15 protein-coding genes and 1 pseudogene are annotated in these 15,738 nt (G+C 65.6%); 9 read left to right on the forward strand and 7 right to left on the reverse strand.

All coding sequences use genetic code 11. The features are described 5' to 3' along the window. Positions 1–141 precede the first annotated feature (141 nt). Both PSEMAI1_RS21630 and PSEMAI1_RS0102510 read right to left on the reverse strand, forming a co-directional pair. On the reverse strand, positions 142–513 hold the full coding sequence (locus PSEMAI1_RS21630; protein ID WP_156943077.1) for a hypothetical protein: 372 nt from the start codon (positions 511–513) through the stop codon (positions 142–144). 136 nt (positions 514–649) lie between these two features. Beyond that, on the reverse strand, positions 650–1,516 hold the full coding sequence (locus PSEMAI1_RS0102510) for a YicC/YloC family endoribonuclease (RefSeq protein ID WP_024301347.1): 867 nt from the start codon (positions 1,514–1,516) through the stop codon (positions 650–652). 100 nt (positions 1,517–1,616) lie between these two features. Here PSEMAI1_RS0102510 and PSEMAI1_RS0102515 point away from each other — a divergent pair, with 100 nt between their 5' ends. From PSEMAI1_RS0102515 to rph, 3 genes are read left to right on the forward strand one after another with little or no spacing between them, the layout of a single operon-like run. Continuing rightward, a complete protein-coding gene (locus tag PSEMAI1_RS0102515; protein WP_024301348.1) occupies positions 1,617–2,585 on the forward strand; it encodes a serine/threonine-protein kinase in 969 nt (322 codons plus the stop codon). A 10-nt stretch (positions 2,586–2,595) separates the two neighbouring features. Then, positions 2,596–3,474 carry a PP2C family serine/threonine-protein phosphatase gene (locus PSEMAI1_RS0102520; protein WP_024301349.1) on the forward strand — a complete coding sequence of 293 codons (879 nt, stop codon included), beginning with the start codon at positions 2,596–2,598 and terminating at the stop codon, positions 3,472–3,474. Between the two features lie 47 nt (positions 3,475–3,521). Beyond that, positions 3,522–4,238 (forward strand): ribonuclease PH, encoded by a 717-nt coding sequence (gene rph, locus PSEMAI1_RS0102525; protein ID WP_024301350.1) that lies wholly within the window; start codon positions 3,522–3,524, stop codon positions 4,236–4,238. Between the two features lie 214 nt (positions 4,239–4,452). On the opposite strand, the gene PSEMAI1_RS0102530 is transcribed toward rph, so the two are convergent. From PSEMAI1_RS0102530 to rstA, 3 genes are all read right to left on the reverse strand, one after another. Next, complete coding sequence (locus PSEMAI1_RS0102530) at positions 4,453–4,692, reverse strand: hypothetical protein (protein ID WP_029770456.1); 240 nt, start codon at positions 4,690–4,692, stop codon at positions 4,453–4,455. An 80-nt stretch (positions 4,693–4,772) separates the two neighbouring features. Then, a complete protein-coding gene (gene rstB / locus PSEMAI1_RS0102535) occupies positions 4,773–6,110 on the reverse strand; it encodes a two-component system sensor histidine kinase RstB (RefSeq protein WP_024301351.1) in 1,338 nt (445 codons plus the stop codon). 3 nt (positions 6,111–6,113) lie between these two features. Beyond that, positions 6,114–6,815 carry a two-component system response regulator RstA gene (rstA, locus tag PSEMAI1_RS0102540; RefSeq protein ID WP_024301352.1) on the reverse strand — a complete coding sequence of 234 codons (702 nt, stop codon included), beginning with the start codon at positions 6,813–6,815 and terminating at the stop codon, positions 6,114–6,116. 253 nt (positions 6,816–7,068) lie between these two features. Here rstA and PSEMAI1_RS0102545 point away from each other — a divergent pair, with 253 nt between their 5' ends. Both PSEMAI1_RS0102545 and PSEMAI1_RS22440 read left to right on the forward strand, forming a co-directional pair. Then, positions 7,069–8,109: an IS630 family transposase gene (locus PSEMAI1_RS0102545; protein WP_024301107.1), complete on the forward strand. Its 1,041-nt coding sequence runs from the start codon at positions 7,069–7,071 to the stop codon at positions 8,107–8,109. Positions 8,110–8,209: 100 nt separating this feature from the next. Next, the gene (locus PSEMAI1_RS22440; RefSeq protein WP_084612609.1) at positions 8,210–8,407 is read left to right on the forward strand and encodes a Wadjet anti-phage system protein JetD domain-containing protein; all 198 of its coding nucleotides are present in this window, start codon (positions 8,210–8,212) and stop codon (positions 8,405–8,407) included. Here the strand turns inward: PSEMAI1_RS22440 and PSEMAI1_RS0102550 are convergent. Beyond that, positions 8,404–9,294 carry a LysR family transcriptional regulator gene (locus tag PSEMAI1_RS0102550; RefSeq protein WP_024301353.1) on the reverse strand — a complete coding sequence of 297 codons (891 nt, stop codon included), beginning with the start codon at positions 9,292–9,294 and terminating at the stop codon, positions 8,404–8,406. The genes PSEMAI1_RS22440 and PSEMAI1_RS0102550 overlap by 4 nt on opposite strands. Before the next feature lie 95 nt (positions 9,295–9,389). Here PSEMAI1_RS0102550 and PSEMAI1_RS0102555 point away from each other — a divergent pair, with 95 nt between their 5' ends. From PSEMAI1_RS0102555 to PSEMAI1_RS0102565, 4 genes are read left to right on the forward strand one after another with little or no spacing between them, the layout of a single operon-like run. Further along, positions 9,390–10,889 (forward strand): NADH-quinone oxidoreductase subunit L, encoded by a 1,500-nt coding sequence (locus tag PSEMAI1_RS0102555; protein ID WP_024301354.1) that lies wholly within the window; start codon positions 9,390–9,392, stop codon positions 10,887–10,889. Continuing rightward, a complete protein-coding gene (locus tag PSEMAI1_RS0102560; protein ID WP_024301355.1) occupies positions 10,882–13,257 on the forward strand; it encodes a YbcC family protein in 2,376 nt (791 codons plus the stop codon). The genes PSEMAI1_RS0102555 and PSEMAI1_RS0102560 overlap by 8 nt, the downstream gene beginning before the upstream one ends. Then, positions 13,250–13,384, forward strand: a complete 135-nt coding sequence (locus PSEMAI1_RS22280) for a hypothetical protein (RefSeq protein WP_255327044.1) — start codon at positions 13,250–13,252, stop codon at positions 13,382–13,384. The genes PSEMAI1_RS0102560 and PSEMAI1_RS22280 overlap by 8 nt, the downstream gene beginning before the upstream one ends. A gap of 14 nt (positions 13,385–13,398) precedes the next feature. After that, complete coding sequence (locus tag PSEMAI1_RS0102565) at positions 13,399–14,376, forward strand: L-threonylcarbamoyladenylate synthase (RefSeq protein ID WP_024301356.1); 978 nt, start codon at positions 13,399–13,401, stop codon at positions 14,374–14,376. Between the two features lie 125 nt (positions 14,377–14,501). Here PSEMAI1_RS0102565 and groEL read toward each other — a convergent pair. After that, positions 14,502–15,401: pseudogene (gene groEL, locus PSEMAI1_RS0102570) on the reverse strand (chaperonin GroEL); the annotation flags it as partial. Positions 15,402–15,738 lie beyond the last annotated feature (337 nt).

Below are 15,738 nucleotides of genomic sequence, written 5' to 3' on the forward strand. Positions count from 1 at the left end.
TTTGGGTGGGGGGCTATTGCCGCCCAGACTATGTCCTCTGGCGGGCTTGGCTGGTGTCGTCGTCGTTACCCCGGCAGGATGACAAAACCAGCAAGGGGGGCGGGCCGGTTTTCTCATTTTTCGTCATGCGGCATGGTTGCTTCAACAGAAGTTGTAGCGAGCCTGGAACGGCTCATAGACCTCGGTCCACCATGCATCGTAGGCGCTTTCGTCGGGGTGTTCGGCATCGAGCATCGGCTCATAGCGATGCAGGTCGGCCACGCCATTGGGCGCGAAGGCCTCCAGCATGAGCATGCCGAGTGCCACCTTGGGGTGAGGGTCGGTGTAGCTGCCATAATCGGGATGCACGCGACCAGGGCATGCTGGGTCTTCGGCTTTCCAGTCCAAGCGGGTATTGCTGTACGGCGTGCAAATTCTGTCCAGGATGGAGAGGGCGCTCTCTCCTGATTGCCGGTTGCGGATCGCTTCCTCGGCGAGCATTGCCATGGCCCGGGCAGCAACGTGATTGCCCATGTCCTCAACCCTCCTTCCAAGTCTGGGTGCACAGTAATTATGCGCTTTCCCGACCCGACGGGGCACATGAATGAATAAAGCCCCGCTGGCGGGGCTTTGGTGGTTTTGCTGACACGGCATGAGCCGTTGCGAAAGCTTACTCGATGTTCTGAATCTGCTCGCGCATCTGCTCGATCAGCACCTTGAGCTCGACCGAGGCCTGGGTGGTTTCGGTCGATACCGACTTCGAACCCAGGGTGTTGGCTTCGCGGTTCAGTTCCTGCATCAGGAAGTCGAGCCGCTTGCCGGCCTGGCCGCCGGCCTTGAGGATGCGCCGCACCTCGCTCAGGTGGGTGCTCAGGCGTGACAGTTCCTCGTCCACGTCGATCTTCTGGGCGAACAGGGCGAATTCCTGCTTGAGCCGGTCTTCGTCGACGCTCTCCAGCGCATCGCGCAGGCGATTGGACAGTTTTTCCATGTAGGCGGCGAGGATCTGCGGCAGCTTGGGCTTGAGGCCGGCGACGATGGTCTCGATCGAGGCGACCCGTTCCAGCAGCACCGCCTTGAGCTTCTCGCCCTCGCGCTGGCGCGAGGCGTTGAAGTCGGAGAGCGCGGCGGCGAGGCTTTCCAGGCACAGCTGCTGCAGCACCTCGGGCTTGAGCTCGTTCGATTTCATCACGCCGGGCCAGCGCATCAGTTCGCCCACCGACAGGGTTTCGACTTCCGGCGCGCTCTGTTTGATGGCGCGGGAGACGGCCAGCAACTGCTGCAGCAGCTCGTGGTTGACTTCCAGCGTCGGGGTTTCGTTTTCCAGCTGGTTGAAGCCGACGCGGCATTCGAGCTTGCCGCGCGTGACCTTGGCGCCGATCATCTCGCGCAGGGGGGCTTCGATGACGCGCAGCTCTTCCGGCAGGCGCATCTGGACGTCCAGGTAGCGGTGGTTGACGGCGCGCAACTCGAGGTTGAGCATGCCGCCGGGAAATTCCCTGCTAATAGCGGCGAAGCCTGTCATACTTAATATCATTGGTGCACTCCCGGATAAACTGGACAAATATCAAGACCGGGCCCGAATTGCTTTGCTAAGCTCAATCCAAGGCCCCGGACACTATAGCAACAGCCACCCTATGACTCAATCCAGGCAAGAAACCGCATTGCCGGCCGGTTACCGGCTGGCCGACTACACCATCGTCCGCCTGCTTTCCGTGGGCGGGTTCAGCGTGGTCTACCTGGCGCTGGACGATGACGACCGCAAGTTCGCCATCAAGGAGTACCTGCCCGGCCACCTGGCCTGCCGTGGCGAGAACGGCCAGGTGACGGTGCAGCACGAGCTGGATCAGGAGGCGTTCAACCTGGGGTTGAAGTGCTTTTTCGAAGAGGGGCGCATCCTCGCCGGCATCGATCATCCCAACGTGGTGCGGGTGGCCAATTTCTTCCGCGCCAACCAGACCGTCTACCTGGTGATGGAGTACGCCGATGGCCGCCCGCTGACCCGCGAGCTGGAGATCGCCGGCGGGCGGCTGGACGAGCGGCGGATACGGCGCTGGTTCGCCGCGTTGTTGTCCGGCTTGCGCGAGGTGCATCTGCACCGCCTGCTGCATCTGGACATCAAGCCGGCCAACATCTACCTGCGCCGCGGCGGCGGGCCGTTGTTGCTGGACTTTGGCGCCGCGCGCCAGACGCTCACCCAGCGCAGCAAGGAATTCGCCTCGATGTACACGCCGGGTTACGCCGCGCCGGAGCAATACCAGAGCGGCATGGCGCAGGGGCCGTGGACCGATATCTACGCCCTGGGCGCCTGCCTGTATACCTGCATGGGGGGCGGCACGCCGCAGGGGGCGAAGGAGCGGGCGATCAAGGACCTGCTCGAGCCCGCGTCCAAACGCTTCATCCATCATTACTCCCGCGAGCTGTGCGAGCTGGTCGATCGCTGCCTGAACATGGAGCCGGAGCAGCGCCCGGCCAGCCTGATGGAGGTGCAGAAGCGGCTGATGGAGAGCAATTACAGCGAGCCGGTGGCGCAGCCGGAACCCGAGCCGGTGACGCACAAGCTGGCCGGCTGGTTCCGCAGCCTGACAGGCAGCCGTTCTTCCTGAGAGTTAGCGCATGAAATTGTCGATCTTCCAGGACAGCCGCGTCGGCGGCCGTTCCTATAACCAGGACCGCGTGGTCATCGCCCACTCGCTGGAGTCGGTGCTGCTGGTGGTGGCCGACGGCATGGGCGGCCACTTGCAGGGCGAGGTGGCCGCCCAGATCGCCGTCGACCTGATGAGCGAGCTGTTCTACCAGCAGGCCACGCCGTCGCTGAGCCATCCCAACCGTTTCCTGGTCAATGCCATCAGCTCGGCCCACCAGGCCATTCTCGACTACGCCACCGAGCATCATCTACCCGAGGTGCCTAGCACCACCGTGGTGGCGGCGGTGATCCAGCAGGACATGCTGTACTGGTGCCACGTCGGCGATTCGCGCTTGTACCTGCTCGACAGCGGCGGGCTGCGCCTGCGCTCGCGCGATCATTCCCAGGTGCAGCGGCTGATCGACCAGGGCCTGCTGACCGAGGAGGGGGCGCGTACCCACCCTGACCGCAACAAGATCTACAACTGTCTGGGGGCGTCGTCCGACCCGGACATCGATATCGGCGAGCGCCAGCTGCTGTTCCCGGGCGCGTCGGTGCTGCTGTGTTCCGACGGGCTGTGGTCGCAGATCCAGGACGCCGAACTGGTCAAGGTGTTTGCCGGTCGGGCCGTCGGCCAGGTGCTGCCGGCGCTGATGAACGTGGCCGAGCGGCGCGGCGGCAAGCATGGCGACAACCTGTCGGCGGTGGCGGTGACGCTGCTGGACGAGGCGCTCGACGTCAGCCAGCGCAACGACGTGCTGGATACTCACATGGCGCTCTCCCGCCGCCCCGCCTCGCCGCGGACGCGAGCGCTGGAAGAGGAGATGCATCGCGAGATCCTGGCGAGCCGGCCGGATAAACCCGCGTGAGGGGCGCGGGGGTATAATCGCGTTTTTGACGTCAACGGATTGAGACCATGCGACCTTCTTCCCGCCCCAACGATGCCCTGCGCCGGGTGACCCTGACCCGACGCTACACCAAGCACGCCGAAGGCTCGGTCCTGGTCGAGTTCGGCGACACCAAGGTGATCTGCACCGCCAGCGTGGACGAGACCGTGCCGGGCTTTCTCAAGGGCAAGGGCCAAGGCTGGGTGACCGCCGAATACGGCATGCTGCCGCGCTCCACCGGCAGCCGCATGCGGCGCGAGGCGGCCAGCGGCAAGCAGTCCGGGCGCACCCAGGAAATCCAGCGCCTGATCGGCCGCAGCCTGCGCGCAGTGGTCGACCTCGACAAGCTGGGCGAGCGCCAGATCCAGATCGATTGCGACGTGATCCAGGCCGACGGCGGCACCCGCACCGCCAGCATCACCGGCGCCTTCGTCGCGCTGCACGACGCCATCAGCGGCCTGATCGCCCAGGGCAAGCTGTCGGAAAACCCGATCCGCGATTTCGTGGCGGCGGTGTCGGTCGGCATCTTCGAGGGGCGTCCGGTGCTGGATCTCGATTACCTTGAGGATGCCGCCTGCGAAACCGACATGAACGTGGTGATGACCGGCAGCGGCCGTTTCGTCGAGGTGCAGGGCACCGCCGAGGGCGTGCCGTTCAGCCGCGAGGAACTGGACGCCATGCTGAGGCTGGCCGAGCAGGGGATCGGCGAGCTAATCGCGGCCCAGAAGGCAGCTCTGGCCGATTAGTTTGGGGCAAGGAGTGCAAGAAACTGCCTGTGCACGCGGTTAATGGTCAGCCCGACTCAACGGCCCTGCAGGCATAAGCTGGCAGGGCTGTTTTCCTTTCTGCGCGGGTGGCGCGGCTCACGCTCAAGCGGCATTGAGCCCGGGCGGGTAATGAAAAAGCGGGGCCCAGAGGGGCCCCGCAATCAGGATGGAGAGAACAATGGCCTGCCTGGGCTTACTGCTTGGGCGCTTCCGGCGCGGCTTTTTTCTCTACCATCGGCTTTTTCGTCGCCTTCTTGGCACGGGTCTTGTGGATTTTCTTGGCCGCCGGTTTCATGGCCGGTTTGGCAGCCGGGGAGGAGGCCTCGGCTTTCGCGGCCGGAGCTGCCGGCGTGGCCGGGGCGGTGGCAGCGAAGCTGCCGAGGGAAGTCAGGCCGAAGGCGGCGGAGAGGGCGAGCAGGGTCAGCTTTTTCATGGTCTTAACTCCTGATGAAACAGTCATGGTCTATTCAGTCGGGATCCCGGTCGGCTGTGTGGCCTTCCATGAGCTGTATCCTAGGCGTGCCCTTCTCCGGCGTCTGTGAGTGGAATGTTTCCCTGTGTAACGGTATGTACCGTGCCGGCTGACGGCCAGCACAGCACGAAGCGGGCGCCGCCGAGCGGGCTGGTGGTGATGCTCAGCGTGCCGTGGTGGGCGCGCGCGATGCCGAGCACGATTGACAGTCCGAGACCGTGTCCGCCGCTGTCGCGGCCGCGGCTTTCGTCCAGCCGCACGAACGGTTCCAGCACCCGCTCGCGCTCCTCCGGGGGGATGCCGGGACCGTCGTCCTCCACGCTCAGGCAGAACCTGCCGGCCTCTTGCTCCAGCCGCACGCGCACCACCTGGCGGGCGTAGCGGCGGGCGTTGCTGAGCAGGTTGTCCAGTGCCCGCGACAGCAGGTGGCGGTCGGCCACCAGCGTGGTTTCGCCGCGGCTGTCGTCCTGCCAGTCGATGCCGCTGGCGAGCGGGGCCTGTTCGGCCAGCCTTTCGGTAAGCCATTCCCGTACGCTGAAGCGGCTCAGCGTCAGCGGTACCTGCGGGCGGTCGAGGCGGGCGTGCAGCAGCAGTTCCTGCAGCAGCGAGTCGATGGCGGCGAGGTCGCGCTCGATGGCCTGGTGCGGCGCGCTGTCCGGATCGCCGCCCAGCAGCGCCAGCCGGTAACGCAGCCGGGCCAGCGGCGTGCGCAACTCGTGTGCCACGGCGTCGATCAGGGCCTTGCGCCCGGCCAGCAGCGTGCCGATGTTGTCGGCCATGCGGTTGAAGGCCACGCCCACCTGCCATACCCCGGAGCTGGACGGCAACTGCACGCGGGCGCTGAGGTCGCCCTCGGCGAGGCTGGCCGCCGTCTGCTCCAGCTGCATCAGCTGGTTCCAGTGCGGGCGCAGCCACAGCAATGCCGGAATGCCCAGCGACAGGCCGACCAACGCCAGCAGGGCATAATCGACCCATTTCAGCTGGTGCAGGAAGAACAGGTAGCGCAAGGGGCCGGCGACGAGCAGGAAGGAGCTGTTGGGAATGCGCTGCAGGAACAGGTAGTTGTCTTCCAGCATCACGATTTCGCCGCGCCCCAGCGCTGCGCGTGCCTCCGCATCCAGCGTGTAGGCCGTGTCGCGCTCGATCTTCAGCGGAAAGGTCAGGCCGTGGTCCAGCTTGGCCAGGGTGCCGCTCCATTGCTCCGGCGGTACGTCCTTCAGCTCGCTCTGGATCAGCGACAGCGAGGCAACCAGCAGATCGGAGAGGTAGCGCTCGCCGACCTTGTCCACCGCCTGCTTGTAGACAGCGCCGATCAGCAGCACGGCGCCGAGAAAGCACGCCATCAACAGCAGGTAGAACTGCACGAACAGGCGGCGCATGGCTCAGTTCCAGCCGGCGGGGGCGAACAGATAACCCTTGTTGCGCACGGTCTTGATGCGGAACGGCTCGGACGGGTTGTCGCCGAGCTTCTTGCGCAGCCGCGAGACGGCCACGTCGATGCTGCGATCCAGCCCGTCGTAGTCCATGCCGCGCATTGCCTTGAACAGCACGTCGCGGTCCATGATCTCGCCGGCATGGCTGGCCAGCAGCCACAGCAGGTCGAAGTCGCCGGTGGAGAGCGGCACGGCTTGCCCGCCCAGCGTGACGGCGCGGCTGACCGGGTCGATGCTGAGCTGGCCGAATTTCTTGGGCGCCAGCGCCGGTGCCTCCGGCGGCATCGGCCGGTGCTGGCGCAGTTGGGCGCGCAAACGCGCGGCCAGCACCGCGGGCGGCGTGGTTTTCAGGATGTAGTCGTTGGCGCCCAGTTCCAGCCCCAGGATCTGCTGCATGTCGCTGTCGAGCGAGGTCAGCATCACGATGGGGCCGGCAAAGTCGGGGCGCAGCTCACGGCACAGCGTCAGCCCGTCCTTGCCCGGCAGCATGATGTCGAGCAGCACCAGGTCCGGCTTGGCGGCCGTGATGGTGGCAAGGGCGGTGTCGCCGCGCGGTTCGATCTGTACCTCCATGTCGTGGCGGGACAGAAAGTCGCGGATCAGTTCGGCCAGTTCGGCATCGTCTTCGACAAATACCAGGCGGTAGCTCATGGAATCTCGGGGAGTGCAACGGGACTGCCGGCAGTATCGTCCTTGTGCCGTGCCGGCTCAAGCCTGCTCGGCGGCACGGCCTGAGCTTGGCTTGGGGCTGTCGGACGATAGCGGCGGCCATTCATGCTTCCATGTAAGGGCGCGGTTCCGCCGTCCCTTCGGCTCTCTGCCGGCGCTGATCGCAAAATGGCACGGGCCTTGATCGGTCCTATTAACCCGGCCCTTAAATTGGCTGTCATGGTATCATGTTTGCATGGACAAGATCGATGCACGCAAGCTGGGTTCCGAGGGACGCGAAACGTTGCGCAAGATGGTGCTGCGTTTGCGCACGCAATCGGGTATGAACGGTGTTGAACTGGCGAAGATCGCCGGGGTGCATGTACGTACCGTACAGAAATGGTTGAGAGTGGCGCGTGCAGAAGGGGCCGGGGCGCTGGTCGAGAAACCGCGTGGGCGCCCCCATGGCGCCTGCCGCAAATTGACGATGGCACAGGAGGTCTGGGTGCGCCAGCGCATCGTCGGCGCCGTTCCCGAGCAACTGAGCCTGCCCTTTGCACTGTGGACCCGGCGTGCGATCCAGGCTTTGGTGGAAATTCAGTTCGGCCTGCAATTATCCGATCGCCTCGTCGGCAAATATCTGCAGCGCTGGGGCTATACCGCACAGAGGCCAGTAAAGAAAGCGATTGAACAACGAAGCGAGTTGGTCCAGGCTTGGCTGCGCGAGCAGTATCCCGCCATCGCTGCGCGCGCCAAGGTGGAAGGGGCGCTGATCTACTGGGCCGATGAGACGGCGGTCAAGGAAGACACGAACTGGGTGCGCGGCTTTGCCCCAGCCGGACGCACGCCGGTGTTGGAGGCGTCGGCGCGCTGGCCCAAGCTGTCGATGATCTCGGCCATCACCAACCGGGGTGAGATTGCGTTCCAGATCGTCGAAGGTACGATCAATGCGGAACGCTTTATCGAGTTTCTCGCGCGACTGATCGACGGCGCCCCCGGCAAGGTGTTCCTGATTGTCGATAACTTGCGGGTCCATCACGCCAAGCTTGTCCGTGCTTGGGTCGAACCGAGGAAGGACAAGATCGAGCTGTTCTACCTGCCGCCTTATGCACCGGAGTCCAATCCGGACGAATACCTGAATCATGACTTCAAGACATCGCTGCGCCTGGAACCAGCCAGTCGTAACGACTTGGATCTCATGGAAAAGGCGATGCGGATCATGAATCGCATCGCCCAATTGCCGGAACGCATCCGGTCATACTTTCGGCACCCACATGCAACTTACGCGGCAATATAAGTGTATTTAAGGGCCGGGTTAATAAGCTGATCGGGTAGACCGCGCGGGCGCTTTGGGTACGTTGAATCGTTCCTGATGGAACGTGCCACGCTGATGGAGCATCAGGCGTTGTGGGGGGGGGGGGGAGGCGGAGCCGGCGACGCGTGAACTGGCGCGGCTCGAGCCTCAGGGACTGGCGTTGTACGACGAACTGCGCGCCCACCGTATCCGGCCGAAGCTGCGGCTGGAACAGGAGCGGGTAGGGTTTCAGTGGGTGAAAACGGCGCTGTCCGCTCTTGCCAGGGCATCCCGGCTTTAGACCACCGCAGCTTCTGTTATTGCTTCGCGCAGCAAACGCTGTAGCAGCGGCGGCAGATAATGGCGCTGCACGGTGATCGCGTAGAAAGTCTCCTCCACGCTTGGTACTACGCAGTATTGCTGCAGTAGTCCTTTTTCCAGTTCATCCTTGACCACGATGGCCGGCAGCAGTGCGACGCAGCCGGCGTCGCGCGCCAGCAGACGCAGCATGGCCATGTCGTCCACTTCGGCGCGGATGGCGGGCAGTAGCGCCATCTCCTCGCACAGCAGGTCAAAACGCAGGCGGATCTCGCTCTTGCGGCTGGGTGCGAGCAGCGGCAGCCTGGGCAGATCGCGTTCGAAATCGAAGCGCTGGCCGGATGGCAGCGGCGGCCCCACCAATACCACGGGCTGCCTGGCCAGGGTGCGGCAGCGCCAAGACTGCTTGTCGTCGGCCAGCGCCGGGCGGTTGGACAGCACGACGTCCAGTTCATGCGATTTCAGCCGCAGCAGCAGTTCCTCCAGGCTGCCCGATTCCAGCACCAGCCGCACTTCAGTCTCTTTCAGCACCGGCTGCAGAAACCAGTCCTGAAAATTGCGCGACAGCGTGGCCACGCTACCGATGCGCAGTGTGCCGCGCCCCTCGGCGGAGGCGGCGGCGGCAAGCAACTCGTTGCCTAGTGCGAAAATCTCCTCGGCGTAGCGCATCACCACGGCGCCCAGCTCGGTTAGCTGCAATTTGCGGCCCTCGCGCAGGAACAGCGGTTGTCCCAGCTGTTCTTCCAACTGGCGGATCTGTGCGGACAACGCCGATTGCGAAACGTGCAGCCGTTCAGCCGCGCGTGTCAGGTGGCCCTCGCTGGCAACCGCCCAGAAATAGTGCAGATGATGGTAGTTGAGACGGCTCATTGTTCGTTAAAAAAGAACCATTTCTAATATTTAATCTATTTTACTGAACATAACTCGTCAGGCAAAGTGCGGGCAGATTTTCTCATGGAGCACCCATGTCATTCACTCTGCTTACCGCGTTGCAATCCGCCATCGTGCTGGCCTGGCTGCTACCTGCGTTGTGGCCGGGCCGCCGGCTTGCCGTTCGCTGGTGGCTGGCCGAAAGCGCCGCCATCATCGGCGGCCTCATTCTGGTTCCCATCTTCTTCACTTCCTCCCAGGCGCCCTGGTTCGTCGCAGCTTGGCTGATGCAGGCCCTGATCCAGCTGCTGGGCTGGATGGTGCTGCGTTACTCGCATCGCTACATGCAGGGCGAGCCGGGTCAGATCCGTTTCCTGCGCGCCATCGGCTGCCTGCTGGCGGCGGTGACGGTAGTGGTGCAAAGCAGCCATCTACTGCTGATGGTGCCGGCGTGGATCGTTTGCAGCCTGGCATTGCAAACCCTGCTGACCTTCTATCCCGGCCGTCCCGCCGCGCAGCTGGCCGCGCGGCGCGAGTGGCATGCCAGCCGGTTGGCCGAGTTGCTGCTGATCGCCGCGCTGCTGTTGTGGGCCCATGCTGGCGGCAGTCTCAGCCTGCTGCAGGGCGAGCAGACCCCGCTTGCGGCCGGCACCCAGGCTTACGGCGCGGCTGCGGGATTGCTGCTGGCGGCCGCCGTCGGTATCAAGACAGCCCAACTGCCGTTCCACGGCTGGCTCACCCAGGTGATGGAGGCACCGACGCCGATTTCCGCCTTGCTGCACGCCGGGGTGGTTAACCTGGGTGGCATGGTGTTGATCAAGGCTGCGCCACTGCTGCAGGCGGCGGCGCCTGCCAACATGCTGCTATTGCTGTGGGGCGGCACGAGCGCCTTGCTGTGCTGCGTGGTGATGCTGACGCGCATCAGCATCAAGCTGCGCCTGGCCTGGTCCACCTGTGCCCAGATGGGCTTCATGCTGCTGGAAATCGGCATGGGCTGGTATTCGCTGGCCTTGCTGCACCTTTTGGCCCACTCGTTCTACAAGGCGCATGCCTTCCTGTCGGCGGGCGAAACGGTGCGCGACAGCGCGGCGCAGCGTATAGGCGGGGCGAGCGAGACCGGTGGCTCGTTATCCCATTTCGTGCGCGGCATGCTGGCCACGCTGCTGCTGGCCGCCTCGCAATGGCTGTGGCAACGCTGGATACCGGAAGCGGCGTTGCCGCCGCTGTTCTGGCTGGCGATGGGGCTGGGTATGGGCATCTTGCTGCGCGGCTGGGCGGGCTGGCTGGCCGCTTTCATCGTCTGCCAAGCCTATCTGTTGCTGCATACACTGTCCGCGCAGGTCCTGCCTCTGCATGGGACCGAGCCCGAGCTATGGGCTCAGGCACTACTCGCCGCGATGTTCGGCACCGCTTTCATGCTGCAGGGCTGGTTGTTGCGCCATCCGCAGGGCCGGCTGGCCAGGCTGGTCTATCCGCACGCCTTCGCCGGCTTCCATCTGGATGAGTGGTGGTGCATGTTGATTATCCGTCGCCCGCGCCCCAAGCAGCGCCCGGCCTGGAAACTGTCGTTGCAACAGGAGGCCCGTCATGACTGAACTGAACGCGCCGTGGCGGCAAGCCATCGACAATGCCCTCTCCGCCATCGCGCCGGCCTGGCCACTGGACAGCCTGGTCGCCAGCTCACCTTACTGGGAGCTGCGTGAACAGCCATTCCACGCGGCGGCGGACACCCTGCGCCAGGTGGCGGATAGCCGGCTGCATTTGCCCGTAAGCGAATACCTGGACGCTTGGCGGCGCGGCGACATCACGCCGGAGGCGTTGGCTGAGGCGCTGAAGGAGGCCGGATGGCCGGGCTCGACGCAAGCTTGGCTGGAGTCCGCCAGCGACGTTGACGCCAGCCGACCCGCGCCGCTGCCGCTGACCGCCTACCACGCCGAACCGGCAGGCCCGATGAGCGCCCAATCCTGGACCAATGTCGTCATCCAGCAGATCAGCCAATACTGCGCGGCTTGGTTCGACCGCGACCAGGCGAACTGGCACCTGGACCATGAGCGGGGATTCTATGCGGCCTGGCTTGAGCAGATGCGGCATCCCTATGGCCTGACCGCATCGCCGCAGCGGCGCGAACGCATCCAGCGCCTGGCCGCACGCCTGCCCGACGAAGCCGAGACGATGCTGGCGGCCGGACTCGCGCAGCTGCAACCGGCCCAATCGTGGGCGACGCCATGGCTGCAGTCCCTGCTGATGCGCAATAACGGCTGGGCCGCCTGGTGTGCTTATCTCGCCTGGCAGGCCCGGCTCAACGGGCAATCGGACGGACACCTGCGTCAGCTGCTCGCCATCCAGCTGGCCTGGGAATGCCTGCTCGACGACGGCCGGCGCGATCCGGACAGCGCCTGGAGCGCCTGGTGGCGCGACTGGGAGCGGCTCGGCCATTGCCGTGCCGACCCACGTGCGCTGGTCTGGCAGCGCGCGCACGAGCTGTCGCTGCATGGTCCGCTCACCCGGGCGCTATGCCGGGAGCGTGCGACCGAGGACGGCAGCCGCCCCATCGTGCAGGCGGTGTTTTGTATCGATGTGCGCTCGGAACCGATGCGCCGGGCTCTGGAAGAAAGCCTGCCTGGCTGCCGGACCTATGGCTTCGCCGGCTTTTTCGGCCTGCCGCTGGCCTATCGCGTGCCCGGAGCAGAGGCGGCGCAGCCCCGCCTGCCGGTCTTGCTCGGCCCGGCCTGGGCGGCGACGACGCCCGCGGTATCCGCGCCGCCACGCTCGCGGCGTTGGTGGCAGGCGTTTCAGCGCTCGCCGCTCTCCGGTTTCGCGCTGGTGGAGAGCGTGGGGCTGGGCAAATTGGCGTCGCTGGCGCGCCGCAGCCGCCCGCGGGGCTGCCAAACCGCTTTGCCGCAGCTCGACCCCTGGCTGACCCCGCAAAGCGCCGTCCCTATTCCGCAGGACACGCTGGGTCTGGAGCAGCGCGCGGAAATCGCTTCTGCCTTGCTGCCGGCCATGGGGCTGAACGGCGAGTTGGCGCCGTGGGTCCTGCTGACCGGCCATGCCAGCCACGCCAGCAACAACCCGCAGGCGGCGGCGCTGCAATGCGGCGCCTGTGGCGGCCACGGTGGCCATCAGCACGTGCGTCTGCTGGCCAGCTGGCTCAACGACCCGGCATTGCGCGGGCGGCTGGCGGCAATGGGCCGACCGATTCCGCAAGATACGGTCTTCCTGCCCGCGCTGCATCTGACCCACAGCGACGAAATCCTGTTGCTGGACACCGACACGTTCAGCCAGACCACGCGCGCCGGCCTGCCAGCGCTGCAGTCGGCCTTGCAAGCGGCTTCCGCCCTGGTGCGGCGCCGGCGCGCGCCTTCCGTCGGTCTCGATGCCGGACTGAGCGACGCCATTCTGTTGAAGAAAATGCGGCAAAAGGGCGACGACTGGGCGGAAACGCGACCGGAATGGGGATTGGCCAACAACGCGCTGTTCATCGCCGCGCGGCGCGCCAAAACCCGTCAGCTCGATCTCGCCGGCCGCGCCTTCCTGCATGAATACGACTGGCGCGCCGACCCGGACGGTAAGGGGCTGGAAACGATCCTGGCCGCACCCATGGTGGTGGCGCACTGGATCAATATGCAGTACTTCGCTTCTACGGTGGACCCGCGCCGCTTTGGCAGCGGCAACAAGCTGCTGCACAACGTGGTGGGCGGGCGCATTGGCGTGTTCGAAGGCAATAGCGGTGATCTCCGGATCGGCCTGTCCTGGCAATCGGTGCATGACGGCCATTGTCTGCGCCACGCGCCGGTGCGGCTGGCCGCCTGCATCGACGCGCCGCCGGACAGGCTGGCCGCCGCGCTGGCCAGGCAGCCGCTGCCGCGTCAGCTGGTGGAGAATGGCTGGCTGCATCTCTACTGCGTGCATGGCGACACGCCGCTGCGCTGGCATGCCGGCGGAGGATGGCGCCATGACTGAGCGCCGTGGCGTGCCCACCCGGCAGCCTAGCGTTCGCCGCTGGCCGTGCCCGTGCTGCCAGGCCACGCGCGAGCAGGCGCTGGATGCGCCGGCCTCGCCGCAATACTGCGATGTCTGCATTCCTTGAAGCGACAAAGAAATATGAAATCCCTGAGCACCACACCTGAAGACCTGGATCAGGCCGCCGCTCTGCTGCGCGCCGGCCAACTGGTCGCCGTGCCGACCGAAACCGTTTACGGTCTGGCCGCCGATGCCACACAGCCCGATGCCGTCGCCGCGATTTTCCGGGCCAAGAACCGGCCGGCAGATCATCCGCTCATTGTCCATCTGCCCGGCCTCGGCCATTTGACGCAGTGGGCCGCCCGCATTCCCGACTGCGCTTGGCCGGTGATCGAGCGTTTCTGGCCCGGCCCGCTGACGCTGGTGCTGCCGGCCAGCGACAAGGTGCCCGGCATCGTCAACGCCGGACAGGACACCGTCGCCGTGCGCTGGTCCAGCCACCCGCTGTTGCAACAGGTGCTGGATAGGCTGCAGCGCCCGGTGGCTGCTCCGTCGGCCAACCCGTTCTGCCGCATCAGCCCCACCACCGCCGACCATGTGCGCCATCACTTGGCGGGACGTATCGCCGCCGTGGTCGATGGTGGACCGTGCGCGGTGGGCATCGAATCCACCATCCTCGACCTCAGCGGCGAGCGCCCGGCGATTCTGCGCCCAGGGGCGATCACTGCGGAAATGCTGGCGCCGTATCTCGACTTGGCCCAGGCCGCCTCCCCGGATGCGCCGCGCGTGCCGGGCAACCTGGCCTCCCACTACGCGCCGTGTCTGCCTTGTTACCGGCTGGAGGCGCAGGAAACCATCGACCGCGCCCGTGACGAGCGCTGGCAAGACGCCGCCGTTCTTGCCATCGAACCGCCCGCTGCCGCGCCCGGCTGGTTCAAACGCATGCCGCCGACGCCAGACGGCTATGCCCGGGAGCTGTATGCCTCGCTGCACGCGGCGGACGCCAGCGGCTGCCAAGCGGTATGGATCGTGCTGCCGCCCGACGAGCCGGCCTGGCGCGCCGTGCGCGACCGTCTGCTGCGCGCCGCGCAGCCGCTGAGCGCAGCGTCTCAAGGCTGAGGTATCGTTTGCCGCCGCCAAAGAGAGGATGGGATAGGCGAATCGCCTCGCCGCGATGTCCGGGACGAAGTAAAAAAAGCCCGCGCAGGCGCGGGCCAAACTCGAAACAGGACCAGACGGGCGGATTAGTAGTCCAGATCCGCCGTGGCCTTGGCCTTGCTATCCTGAGCGGCCTCGGCCACGGTGGCGTCGGTGGTCAGGATCAGGCTGGCGATGGAGGCTGCGTTTTGCAGTGCGGTGCGGGTGACCTTGGTCGGGTCGATCACGCCCATTTCCACCAGATCGCCGAACTGGCCGCTGGCGGCGTTGTAGCCGTGGTTGCCCTTGCCCTCCAGCACCTTGTTGACGATGACCGACGGCTCGTCGCCGGCATTGGCGGCAATGGCGCGCAGCGGCGCTTCCAGCGCGCGCAGCACGATCTGGATGCCGGCGTCCTGGTCGGCGTTGTCGCCCTTCAGTTCGCCGATGTGGGCGCGGGCGCGCAGCAGGGCCACGCCGCCGCCGGCCACGATGCCTTCTTCCACCGCGGCACGGGTGGCGTGCAGGGCGTCGTCCACGCGGTCCTTCTTCTCTTTCATCTCCACTTCGGTGGCCGCGCCGATGCGGATCACCGCCACGCCGCCAGACAGCTTGGCCACGCGCTCCTGCAGCTTCTCGCGGTCGTAGTCGCTGGTGGCCGCGTCGATCTGGGCGCGGATGGCCTGCACGCGGGCGTCGATCCTGGCCTTGTCGCCGGCGCCGTCGATGATGGTGGTGTTCTCTTTGGCGATTTCCACGCGCTTGGCGCTGCCCAACTCGGCCAGGCCGGCTTTTTCCAGCGTGAGACCGGTTTCCTCGGAAATGACGGTACCGCCGGTGAGGATGGCGATGTCTTCCAGCATGGCCTTGCGGCGGTCGCCGAAGCCCGGCGCCTTGACCGCGGCCACCTTGAGAATGCCGCGCATGCTGTTGACCACCAGGGTGGCCAGCGCTTCGCCTTCCACGTCTTCGGCGATGATCAGCAGCGGCTTGCCGGCCTTGGCCAAGTGGCCGTAAATGACGGAATCCGAAAGCAGCATTAGTAAGCGATTGCCACAGTCCGAGCATTTGATACGCGGTTTTTCGCATACGCCAGGTTGCCACTCGTTGGCACATGCAGGTGTGTAGCCCGACTTGCCGGTGGTTTTGCTCTCCCAGCGGATTGGGTAGACATCGGTGCGACCGCGAAACAAGCGGCGGAATAGCGCCACTTTTTCATGGGTGGAGAGATGAGAAGGTTCTGGCGCTGGCGCAACCGGGACAGGCCGTGGCGGGCAGGCGCCAATCGATGCCATGCGATTCCAACAGGGCGATCAGACGGGCATTTTCCGTCTGGAGCCTAGC

Origin of the sequence: Pseudogulbenkiania sp. MAI-1 (assembly GCF_000527175.1) — a bacterium.
Lineage (GTDB): Bacteria > Pseudomonadota > Gammaproteobacteria > Burkholderiales > Chromobacteriaceae > Pseudogulbenkiania.

Bases quoted from the DNA above. Each gene is read 5' to 3' on its own strand.
- PSEMAI1_RS22280 (WP_255327044.1), top strand. From the start codon at position 13,250: ATGACTGAGCGCCGTGGCGTGCCCACCCGGCAGCCTAGCGTTCGCCGC.
- PSEMAI1_RS21630 (WP_156943077.1), bottom strand. From the start codon at position 513: ATGGGCAATCACGTTGCTGCCCGGGCCATGGCAATGCTCGCCGAGGAA.
- PSEMAI1_RS0102555 (WP_024301354.1), top strand. From the start codon at position 9,390: ATGTCATTCACTCTGCTTACCGCGTTGCAATCCGCCATCGTGCTGGCC.
- PSEMAI1_RS0102520 (WP_024301349.1), top strand. From the start codon at position 2,596: ATGAAATTGTCGATCTTCCAGGACAGCCGCGTCGGCGGCCGTTCCTAT.
- PSEMAI1_RS0102510 (WP_024301347.1), bottom strand. From the start codon at position 1,516: ATGATATTAAGTATGACAGGCTTCGCCGCTATTAGCAGGGAATTTCCC.
- rph (WP_024301350.1), top strand. From the start codon at position 3,522: ATGCGACCTTCTTCCCGCCCCAACGATGCCCTGCGCCGGGTGACCCTG.
- rstA (WP_024301352.1), bottom strand. From the start codon at position 6,815: ATGAGCTACCGCCTGGTATTTGTCGAAGACGATGCCGAACTGGCCGAA.
- PSEMAI1_RS0102530 (WP_029770456.1), bottom strand. From the start codon at position 4,692: ATGAAAAAGCTGACCCTGCTCGCCCTCTCCGCCGCCTTCGGCCTGACT.
- PSEMAI1_RS0102545 (WP_024301107.1), top strand. From the start codon at position 7,069: ATGGACAAGATCGATGCACGCAAGCTGGGTTCCGAGGGACGCGAAACG.
- PSEMAI1_RS0102550 (WP_024301353.1), bottom strand. From the start codon at position 9,294: ATGAGCCGTCTCAACTACCATCATCTGCACTATTTCTGGGCGGTTGCC.
- PSEMAI1_RS0102560 (WP_024301355.1), top strand. From the start codon at position 10,882: ATGACTGAACTGAACGCGCCGTGGCGGCAAGCCATCGACAATGCCCTC.
- rstB (WP_024301351.1), bottom strand. From the start codon at position 6,110: ATGCGCCGCCTGTTCGTGCAGTTCTACCTGCTGTTGATGGCGTGCTTT.
- PSEMAI1_RS0102565 (WP_024301356.1), top strand. From the start codon at position 13,399: ATGAAATCCCTGAGCACCACACCTGAAGACCTGGATCAGGCCGCCGCT.
- PSEMAI1_RS0102515 (WP_024301348.1), top strand. From the start codon at position 1,617: ATGACTCAATCCAGGCAAGAAACCGCATTGCCGGCCGGTTACCGGCTG.